This is a genomic window from Streptomyces incanus (assembly GCF_042656345.1).
GTDB lineage: Bacteria > Actinomycetota > Actinomycetes > Streptomycetales > Streptomycetaceae > Streptomyces > Streptomyces incanus.
The window spans coordinates 1-1003 of record NZ_JBHSPC010000171.1 but is presented as its reverse complement, the minus strand read 5'-3'; the positions used below and the strand labels follow the sequence as shown (position 1 = coordinate 1003).

The following is a 1003-nucleotide window of genomic DNA, read 5'->3' as shown; positions in this document are numbered from 1 at the left end:
GGTCGGTAAGGTCGGCGAGTGACTGGCGCTCAGACGAAGACGGAAGTGCCCGGGGCCGGCGGGCTGTTGACGGATCACATCGCACTGGGAGTGCTGGCCGACGCCTTCCCCAGAGAGCTGCTGGATGAGGTCCTGACCGCGACCGGGCGCCAGGAGAAGCGGGTCCGGCTGCTGCCCGCACACGTGGTGATCCGTTTCGTGCTCGCGTTGTCGCTGTTCTTCAGGGACTCCTACGAGGAGGTCATGCGCAAGCTCGCCGGAGGGCTGGTGGCGCTGGCCTCGTGGGAGCGAGCCTGGAAGGTGCCCGGACCGTCGGCGCTCACCCAGGCCCGGCAGCGGCTGGGGGTCGAACCGATGCGGCTGCTGTTCGAACGGGCCGCGGTGCCGGTGGCCCAGCCGGGTACTCGCGGTGCCTGGCTGGCCGGGATGCGCCTGGTCGCGTTGGACGGCACCAGCCTGGACGTCGCGGACACCGCCGAGAACGCGGCCCGCTTCGGCCGCTGCGGATCGGGCCCGAAGGCATCCGCCTTCCCCAAGGCCCACCTGGTCGCGGTCAGCGAATGCGGCACCCACGCCGTCATCGGCGCCGTGGTCGGCTCGATCCGTGAGGGGGAACGCACCCTGGCTCCCGACGCCCTGCACTGCCTCCAGGACGGCATGCTGCTGCTGGCGGACGCCGGCCTGTACTCCTGGCCGCTGTGGCAGCGGGCCCGTGAACACGGTGCCCACCTGTGCTGGCGCATCGGCGCCAGCGTGGAGCTGCCCCTGGTACGGACGCTGGACGACGGCTCCTACCTGGCCCTGCTGTACGCGCCGGGCCTGCACGCCCCCACCCGCCGCCGCCTGCTGCGGACCGCCCGCGCCGGACACCCCCTGGACGACGACCGGGCCCAGCTGGTGCGGGTGGTGGAGTACACCGTGCCCGACCGCAACCCCGGTGGCGAACTCATCGTCCTCGCCACCGACCTGCTCGACCCCGCGCACCTCCCGGCCGCCGAGCTCG

The 1003-nt window shown here is 72.8% G+C and carries 1 protein-coding gene; it reads left to right on the top strand.

Going from position 1 to position 1003, the window contains the following annotated elements; translation table 11 throughout:
• Positions 1 to 18: 18 nt before the first annotated feature.
• Positions 19 to 1003 (top strand): IS4 family transposase (locus ACFP2V_RS38505; protein WP_381221390.1); only part of this gene is annotated, 985 nt, incomplete at its 3' end.